Raw genomic sequence first — 8,267 nt, 5'->3', positions numbered from 1 at the left:
TCCGCCGCTGGTGCGGGAAAGCCCGGCGCGCTCCTGCCGCGCATGGGCGCAGGGGCCGCTGCGGCAGAGGAGCGCGGCGCGGCCACGGCAGCGCGGGCCACCCAGCAGGCCGACGCCCAGGGCAAGGGCGTGCTGCGCCATGTCATCGAACTGACCGTGCGCGGACTGCCTGCCGGGTCCAGCGTGGTGGCCCGATCCGACAGCCCCGGCGTCACCATCAACGCCCGCACCGGCCCGATGATGGCCGGGGCGAACTAGGCAGGGGGCGACCATGGCGACGGAAAGCACCTGGCGCAAGGACATGCGCCCGGCATCGTTCCGGGGCGTGAAGTTCGAGGTGGCCAACCGCGACTACGCGGGCGGTCGTCGGCTGGCCACGCACGAGTACCCCAAGCGCGACGAACCCACCAACGAGGACATGGGCCGCAAGGCCCGGCAACTGTCGGTGGAGGCGTTCCAGTTCGGGCGGGAGTACCTGGGGCCGCGCAACAGCCTGCTGGAGGCGCTGGAGAAGGACGGCCCCGGCGAGTACGTGGACCCGTGGGGCCTCTCGCACACCGTGAGGGTGCGCCAGTTCTCCGCATCCGAACGGCTGGACATGGGCGGCTATGTCGCGTGGCGGCTGGATTTTGTGGAAGACACCGAGGGCGGCGGGCACACCAGCCGTATCGACACGGCGGCGCTGACATCGGGCGCAGCCGATGATGCCGAAGACGCCTACGTGGATGACTTTGCCGACCGGTTCGGCGTCATCTGGCCGGACCTTGTGCGGTCCGAGGCGCTGGAACAGGCGGAAGGCTGGATGGACCGCGCAGGATCCGTTTCATGGGGCACTCCTGCCGCAGCCCGGTCGCTGCTGAACCTGCGCCGCCAGTCCACCGCTCTGATGGACAAGCCCGGATCGCTGGCGGACGGCATCCGCTCGACCATCGGCAGCCTGGTGGGGGGAGTTTCCACCGGCGGCAGCGGCGGCAACAGCCGCTACACGGCAGCGCGCGAGCTGGCGACCATGGCCCCTGAACGCCCGCTGGTCACCTCCTCGTCCTCGCAGGCGACCGTGAACCAGGCGGCGCTGTCCGACCTGACGTCCGGGCTGGCCGTGGTTCAGGCCGCACGCGCCACCACCGACATGGATTTCGAGGTGTACGAGGATGCCGTTGCCGTACGCCAGCAGGTGGCCGCCGACCTGGACGAGGCCATGGCCACGGCGTCGGACCCCTTGTACGAGGCGCTGCACGCCCTGCGTACCGCAGTGGTGCGCGACATCACCGTGCGCGGCGCTGACCTGGCCAGGCTGGACGATCTGACGCCCGGCGCGACGCTGCCCGCCCTGGTGGTGGCTTATGCCTATTACGGCAACGCCGCACGCGAAACGGACGTGCTGTCCCGCAACCCCGTCATCCGACACCCCGGATTCGTGCCCGGCGGCAACACCCTGAAGGTGGTCCGCGATGAGTAGCAATGTGGTGACCCTGCATACGGGCGGCCAGATTCACGAGGGGTGGACGGATGTTTCCATCACCCTGGGCCTGGACAGGCTGTCTGGCGATTTCGACGTGCGGCTGACCGACGAGTGGGTCAGCGGGGGCAGCCGGGTGCGCCTGGGCGTGGCCGAAGGGGCACCGTGCGTCGTGCGCATCGATGGCGAAACCGTGGTCACCGGCTACGTGGACGATGTCACCACCGACTATGACGCCACCCGCCGAGAGACGAGCATCACCGGGCGGGACAAGGCGGGCGACCTGGTGGACTGTTCTGCCCCGGTGAAGGACTGGCAGGGGCGCAGCCTGTCCGCCATCGCTGCGGACCTGTGCGCCCCTTTCGGCATTTCTGTTCAGGCCCGTGCGGGTGCTGCCTCTACCGCGTTCCCCCGCTTTTCCACCAACCCCGGTGACACCGTGGCGGCCACCCTGGAACGGCTGCTGCGCCAGCGCGGCCTGATGGCCTGGTCCGACGGGCTGGGGGGGCTGGTCATCGGCACGGTGAGCGAGGGCAGCCCGGTGGCCACCATCATGCCGGGCGACACCGTGCTGACAGGCCGTGGTGTGCGGAGCATGGCGGATCGATTTTCGGACTACAGTGCCGTGGCCCATGCGGACGGTGGGGCAAACCCGGACGACGACGACGACGCGGAAACCATCACCAGCCCCAGCGGCAGCTCCACGGACCCCGGTGTAACCCGGCACCGCCCCTTGGTGCTGGTGGCGGAAACGCAGAGCGGCGGGCCTTCGCTGGCCAGCCGCGCCGCGCACGAGGCGAAGACACGCGCCGCGCGGGGCAGGCAGGCAGTCTACACCCTGCCGGGGTGGCGCAACGCGCAGGGCGGGTTGTGGCGACCTGGGCAGACGGTGGAGCTGCGGGACGAACTGGTGGAACTGTCCGGCCTGTGGGTGGTTACCCAGGCGCAGTTCCGGCAGTCCTCGCGCGAGGGCACGGTGACGGAACTGACTGTGATGCGCGCGGCGGCCTTCGCCGTGCTGGCAGAGCCGGAAAAGCCCAAGAAGAAGCGCGGCTGGGACGCGGGAGACGACGACTGATGAACCGCGACGACTTTAATCGGATGTCGGCCCCCCTGATCCAGCGGGTGCGTCTGATGGTGGCCCGTGCCGTGGTCCGCCTGGTGGATTCCTCGCGGCGGGTGCAGGCGGCCCAGGTGGGCCTGCTGAAAGGCGAGGCGCGCGACTCTGTGGAGATGTTCGAGCACTACGGGTTCACGTCGTGCCCGCTGCCGGGCATGGAGGCCGCCGTGATGTTCGTGGGCGGCGACCGGTCTTCAGGTGTCATCGTGGCCGTGGGCGACCGCATGTTCCGCTTGCAGGGCCTGCAACCCGGCGAGGTAGCTCTGTACACCGACGAGGGTGATTCGCTGGTGTTCAAGCGGGGGAGAACTGTCGAACTGACCACCCTGCACGCGCGGATCACCGCCGAGGAAGACGTGGCCGTGGTCACCAAGCGGTACGAGGTAACGGCCACGGAAGGCGTGGCGATAAACTCCCCATCGTATGTTTCGCGGGGGGTGGACGGCGGCACATGCTCGTCGCGCATGGAGGGGGCAGTACATGTCACCGGCGACGTGACCAGCGATGCGGACGTGCAGGCAGGCAGTGTGTCGTTGCGTACCCACGTGCACCCAGAGAACGGCGGAAGCGGCCCGACCGGGTCGCCGGTGGGAGGCTAGATGGCCGAAGACTACACCCTGGAAGCGCCGTTGGAGCGCGGGCTGCTGGCCGCTGACGGCGGCCTGCGCCGGGCCATCGTGATCAGCCTGTTCACCGACGCGCGAGCCAAGGCCGACGACGAGTTGCCCGCCGGTTCGGCGGGGTTGAACGCCAGGCGGGGCTGGTGGGGCGACATCGTATCCCCGGCGCAGGCCCCGACGGGCGCATCGTGGACCACCGGCAGCCGGTTGTGGCTGCTCTCGCGCGAGAAGCAGACGGCGGAAACGGCGCGCCGCGCACGCGGTTACGCGGAGGAAGCTCTGCAATGGCTGGTCTCTGGCGGGTGGGCTACCTCCGTCAGCGTCGATGCCAGCTGGGCTGCGGACGCCACCGGGGTGCTGGTGCTGACCATCTCCATCACCCTGGCCGACGGCACCAGCGTTACCGAAATCTTCAGGAGGCCCCTGTGAGCTTCAACAGGCCGACGCTTGCCGCGCTGGTCGCGCGCATCGAAAGCGACATCGACACCCGCATGGAAGGGGCGGACGCCCGCCTGCCCGCCGCCGACGTGGCCGTGCTGGCGCGGGCCGTGGCCGGAACCCAGCACGGGCTTTACGGCTATCTCGACTATCTGGCCGCGCAGGTGGTGCCCGACACCGCCGACGAGGAACACCTGCTGCGCTGGGCCAACTGGTGGGGCGTGGCGCGCAAGGCGGCTGAAGCCGCCAGCGGCACCGTGACCTTCACCGGTATCTCCGGCACGTCGATACCCGCCGGGACCCTTTTGCAACGCACCGACGGCACGGAGTTCCAGACCATGGCCGACGTGGCCATTGCCGGTGGTAGTGCCGTGGCCCAGGTCGAGGCCGTGGTGGAGGGAACGGTGGGCAATACCGCTGCTGGCCTGGTGTTGCGGCTGGCCACCACCCTGTCCGGAGTGCAGTCTGCCGCAACCATCGGCGCTGCCGGGCTGACCGGCGGCACGGAAGCGGAAACGGTGGAGGCGCTGCGGACCAGGCTGCGGGCCTATGTGCAGGAGCAGCCGCAGGGTGGTGCCACCAACGATTGGGTGACCTGGGCGTTGCAGGTGTCCGCCGTTACCCGCGCATGGGCCTATCCCCGCTACGTGGGGCGCGGCACGGTGGGGCTGGCGTTCGTGTGTGACAACGCGCCGGGCACCATAATCCCCGGCGTGGACATGGTGGCCACCGTGCAGGCGTACCTGGAACACCCCGACCGCTGCCCACCCGGCTGTGAGCCGCTGGTGTTCGCCCCCACGCCCGCGCCGCTGGTCTTCCAGCTCGCGGACCTCGCCCCTGCGCAGGCCAGCGTGCGGCTGGCCATCGAAGCCGCCCTGCGCGAACTGGTCCTGCGCGAAGCCGAGCCGGGCGGAACCCTGCTCATCAGCCACGTGCGCGAAGTCATCTCCACGGCGGCCGGGGAGTATGACCACGTGCTGCTGTACCCCACGGCCAACGTGGCGCACGCTGCCGGGGTCATCGCCACCTACGGCGGAACGACCTGGAGTGAAAGCTGATGGCCAGCGCCGCCGAATACCTGATCCAGTTGCAGGCCCTGCTGCCGGTGGGCGACGCATGGCCGCGCGAGCCGGACGCCCTGGTGACGCGAACCCTGCGCGGACTGGCCGAGGATATGGCCCGCGCGGACCGGCGGAGTGCCGACCTGTTCGAGGAGACAGACCCCCGCACTGCGCTGGAACTGCTGGGCGAGTGGGAGACCTTCGCGGGCCTGCCCGACGCCTGTACCCAGAACACGGCCATCTCCCTGGGGGAACGACGGCGCGCCCTGTGGTCCGCCCTGGTGCAGAAGTCCGGCCTGACGCTGTCGTTCTTTGAACGGCTGGCGGCGCGGCTTGGCTACTCCGTGACCATCGTGGGGCGGGGTCGTCCGTTTATCTGCGGGCGTTCCCGGTGCGGCCACCAGGTGGGCGGCGGGCACGAGGAGCGGCTTGTCTGGCATGTGACCATCCACGGCCCCAGAGTCCAACGCTTCCGGTGCGGCGCATCCAGCGCCGGTGACAGGCTGACGCGCATCGTGCGTGCCACCGACCTGGAATGCCTGCTGCGCCGCTTGAACCCCGCGCACCTGGACCTTGTCATCGCCTACGAGGAGGCATCCATATGAAATACGTTCCCCCCATCGGGGCGACCGACCCGAACGCCCCGTACATCACCGAGAACCTGGCTGCCGGTGTCGAAGGCAGCCCGGTGGCCGCCGAGGCCATCGAACACCCCCAGCGCGAGATACTGGCCGTCATCACCGGCGCTGGGTTGACTCCGAATGAGGAAAACCTGGGGCAGCTGCGGGACGCAATTGAAGGCATGATCGCAGCGGCCATCGCAGCCTCGGCCATCGATCCCGTGGCCACCACGCGCGACATGCTGGGGGGCACCATCGTGGAGTGGGAAGCCGCCGCCATTCCGACGTTGGCCGATGGCAAGCCGCTGGGGCTGGAACTGAACGGCTCGATCATCTCTCTGACCACGTACCCTCGGCTGCTGCGCAAATGGCCTGGCGCGGGGGCCAACGCCACGGCACCAGTGTGGTACCGGTGCACCGCTGGCGGAACCCGCGACGCGGCTGGCGGTTACATCAAGCTCCAGGACAGGCGGGCGGAGTTCCCGCGCGGTTGGGACCACGGACGGGGCGTGGATGCCGGGCGTGTGTTGGGCAGTGCGCAGGGGGGCACCAATATGTCGAACGGCACGCTGTATTCTGGGGGCGTGGTGGGCGCAGGGATTATCCAGCCGATTTCGAATCTTGAAAATACGAGCTCTGTTACGAGCAGCACGGCGAACAGCAACACGCCGACGGCCACCGCCAGCATTACGAGCGGGGACGTGAGAGTCCGCAGCGTCGCAACGATGTTCATCGTGTTGGTCTAGCCAAGGAGGAAATCAATATGCGCATCCACAGATATGATCGCGATACCCGAGAGTACCAGCTGACAGAGGACTGGACGCCACCCCACGCCTGGGTGGCGCTGCCTGCCGATGCTGTTGCGGCAGAAGCAGTGCCCTTGCCCGAGACGCGCATGGGGTTTGCCCGCGTGCTCACCGTGCAGGCCGATAGTTGGGAATACGCCGAAGACCATCGTGGCGAGCAGGGGTGGAAGCCCGATGGCCAAGCCCACACCATTGTCGGGCTGGGACCGCTTCCAGATGGCTGGAGCACCAGCGCCCCGGTGCCTTCACCAGAAAACGTGGCGGCATACAAGGCGCGCGAAATCCGTACCGGGTACGACACTGCCCTTGCGGGCGTTCTTGCCGGGGCGGAGGCCACAGCCACCGGGGTGGCCGTGGGGTCCGCCCTGATGGCCGTCACGGACCCCGAAGGGCTGGAATACCTTGTGGAGCGGCTGACCGCCCGCCGGGTGGAATTGGAACAGGTACTGCTGGCCGCACAGGCCGACGCCGACCCGGTGGCCGCCGTGCTGGCCATCGTGGTCAGCTACCCCACATAATGGAGGACTAGCTATGACAATCCAACTTGCCATCCCCTCCGGGGAGGTTAATGACCCTCGCGGGCGCGCGCCGATTGATCCGGCGATTTTTCTGCAACCTCGCACTCGGATTATCGTCTCAACGGGCCAGTCCATGCTGGGCAACTGGAGCGACGTGCCACCCGCGTTGTTTAATCCATACAATCCCTGCTACGAATTGAATATTTTCGATGGGATCGTCCGACAGTGCGACGGCGGCCCAGTGTCGAACATGGATCAAGGCGAACATAAGCCTGCCGACCAGTACCCGCAGCGACTCAGTGTACTCGATCTATGGGGACGCTCTCTCTGCGGGCTTGGGCACAACGCGCGAACCTTGGTTTGCGGACTGAACATTGGTGGTACGCCTGCAGCCATGTGGGTGCCCGGTACCCCCTTGTTCCAGCGCGCTGTGATCGCTCTGAATCTACTGGACTCTATGGGGTTGTGCCCCACCGATTGGGTCCATGTTATTGGCCACGGCGACAGGATCGGCGCGGAGATCAGCGGAAAGTCCCCTGTGGTCGCCGCAGCGCGTTTTGCAGCGGACACCGCGCGTTTCATCGACGGCGTTCGCAGGGCTGGCTATTCCGGCAGAATCGTGTTGGGTTTGGGCTGCTATCAGACCTTCTGCTCAGAGACGTTGCGCTTGGCCATCATCGCTGCGCAGCAACAGGTCATTGAATCCACCGGGATTACCAGCGGCCCGAACGACGATCTGCATAACGGCTCTGACCGGCGCGCAAGGGCGGATGGGTGCCACTGGAGCGAGACGGGACGATATACATCCTTCTTCGACGTGAACGGTAACGGCGCCATGTCGTGGGTGAACTACTTCCCGAAGATGCCGTAGCATTGCGAGCTTTGCCCCGGCTTGGTAAAGTCCAGTGATGGAGGACGTCATGCCCAAATCCATTTCACGCAAACACGCGTTGCTCGCCGCCCTGGCCTTTGTTCTGGTTGCCGCGCTGGAATTTACCGCCGCGACGAAGCCAATGCCAGAGGCCCAGGACATGACAAGGGATCAGGCACGGCAGCTGTTGAAAAAGTCCGGGGTGACTGATTGCGCGGAGGTGGTCAACGTGTGGCCCCGAGGCGACTTTGCGTATAGAGTGAGGTGCTACGATAACCCCGGATCGTTTATAACCGTGGACTACACGGTCAACGCTCTTACGCACTCGTTCATCCGGCATTAGCAGCAGGTAGCCACCCTCGTCTCAGCCCTTTCCCCCGACAGAAGCGACCAGAGCGCCCGGGTGAATCCGGGCGCTCTTGAATTTCGTTCCGTATTATGAAACTAGCATGGCCATTGTGTTATATCACAGAAATCGGCGCGCTTATCGCGGCGCGCTTCAACATCCACACGCAGCCTGCGGAAGTCGTGGTTCTTGCGAAAGCTGTAGTCGTTGGCGGCAAGGTCCACGGCGGTGGCCACCAGCGCGCCGATGTCGCATTCCATGTGCGACGAGGTGCTGCGGCGGCTGAAGTTGAGCATGTTGGCCACGATGCGGGCGGCCCGCAGCCCTGCCTCGCGCACCCCGGCGGCCATGCGCAGCACGCCGCGCCGCTCCAGGTAGTCGCGCACCTGTTCCACGGTGCAGCCCATG

11 protein-coding genes and 1 pseudogene are annotated in these 8,267 nt (G+C 67.2%); 11 read left to right on the top strand and 1 reads right to left on the bottom strand.

Translation table 11 applies throughout. The features are described 5' to 3' along the window. The 11 genes from FVW27_RS02325 to FVW27_RS02275 all read left to right on the top strand — a co-directional run. Nucleotides 1–258: hypothetical protein (locus FVW27_RS02325; RefSeq protein WP_167122418.1), on the top strand; the 258-nt coding region annotated here is incomplete at its 5' end. 13 nt (nt 259–271) lie between these two features. Next, nucleotides 272–1,459 carry a DNA circularization protein gene (locus FVW27_RS02320; protein WP_167122416.1) on the top strand — a complete coding sequence of 396 codons (1,188 nt, stop codon included), beginning with the start codon at nt 272–274 and terminating at the stop codon, nt 1,457–1,459. Beyond that, nucleotides 1,452–2,537: a phage baseplate assembly protein gene (locus FVW27_RS02315; RefSeq protein ID WP_167122414.1), complete on the top strand. Its 1,086-nt coding sequence runs from the start codon at nt 1,452–1,454 to the stop codon at nt 2,535–2,537. The genes FVW27_RS02320 and FVW27_RS02315 overlap by 8 nt, the downstream gene beginning before the upstream one ends. Then, nucleotides 2,537–3,178 (top strand): phage baseplate assembly protein V, encoded by a 642-nt coding sequence (locus tag FVW27_RS02310; protein WP_167122412.1) that lies wholly within the window; start codon nt 2,537–2,539, stop codon nt 3,176–3,178. The genes FVW27_RS02315 and FVW27_RS02310 overlap by 1 nt, the downstream gene beginning before the upstream one ends. Further along, complete coding sequence (locus FVW27_RS02305) at nt 3,179–3,628, top strand: phage GP46 family protein (RefSeq protein ID WP_167122410.1); 450 nt, start codon at nt 3,179–3,181, stop codon at nt 3,626–3,628. Next, nucleotides 3,625–4,695 (top strand): baseplate J/gp47 family protein, encoded by a 1,071-nt coding sequence (locus FVW27_RS02300; protein WP_167122408.1) that lies wholly within the window; start codon nt 3,625–3,627, stop codon nt 4,693–4,695. Before FVW27_RS02305 ends, FVW27_RS02300 begins: the two co-directional genes overlap by 4 nt. Beyond that, nucleotides 4,695–5,303: a YmfQ family protein gene (locus FVW27_RS02295; RefSeq protein WP_167122406.1), complete on the top strand. Its 609-nt coding sequence runs from the start codon at nt 4,695–4,697 to the stop codon at nt 5,301–5,303. Before FVW27_RS02300 ends, FVW27_RS02295 begins: the two co-directional genes overlap by 1 nt. Beyond that, the gene (locus FVW27_RS20580) at nt 5,300–6,064 is read left to right on the top strand and encodes a phage tail protein (RefSeq protein WP_208294576.1); all 765 of its coding nucleotides are present in this window, start codon (nt 5,300–5,302) and stop codon (nt 6,062–6,064) included. The genes FVW27_RS02295 and FVW27_RS20580 overlap by 4 nt, the downstream gene beginning before the upstream one ends. A 17-nt stretch (nt 6,065–6,081) precedes the next feature. Next, on the top strand, nt 6,082–6,642 hold the full coding sequence (locus FVW27_RS02285) for a hypothetical protein (protein ID WP_167122404.1): 561 nt from the start codon (nt 6,082–6,084) through the stop codon (nt 6,640–6,642). Nucleotides 6,643–6,655: 13 nt separating this feature from the next. Then, nucleotides 6,656–7,513: a hypothetical protein gene (locus FVW27_RS02280; RefSeq protein ID WP_167122402.1), complete on the top strand. Its 858-nt coding sequence runs from the start codon at nt 6,656–6,658 to the stop codon at nt 7,511–7,513. 49 nt (nt 7,514–7,562) lie between these two features. Beyond that, nucleotides 7,563–7,856, top strand: coding sequence for a hypothetical protein (locus tag FVW27_RS02275; protein WP_167122400.1), 294 nt, complete (start codon nt 7,563–7,565; stop codon nt 7,854–7,856). 101 nt (nt 7,857–7,957) lie between these two features. On the opposite strand, the pseudogene FVW27_RS02270 reads toward FVW27_RS02275, so the two are convergent. Further along, nucleotides 7,958–8,267: pseudogene (locus FVW27_RS02270) on the bottom strand (ATP-binding protein); the annotation flags it as partial.

Source organism: Nitratidesulfovibrio liaohensis (assembly GCF_011682075.1).
Lineage (GTDB): Bacteria > Desulfobacterota > Desulfovibrionia > Desulfovibrionales > Desulfovibrionaceae > Cupidesulfovibrio > Cupidesulfovibrio liaohensis.
Note: the sequence above shows the minus strand (reverse complement) of the source record. Positions and strands in the feature narration are given on the sequence as shown.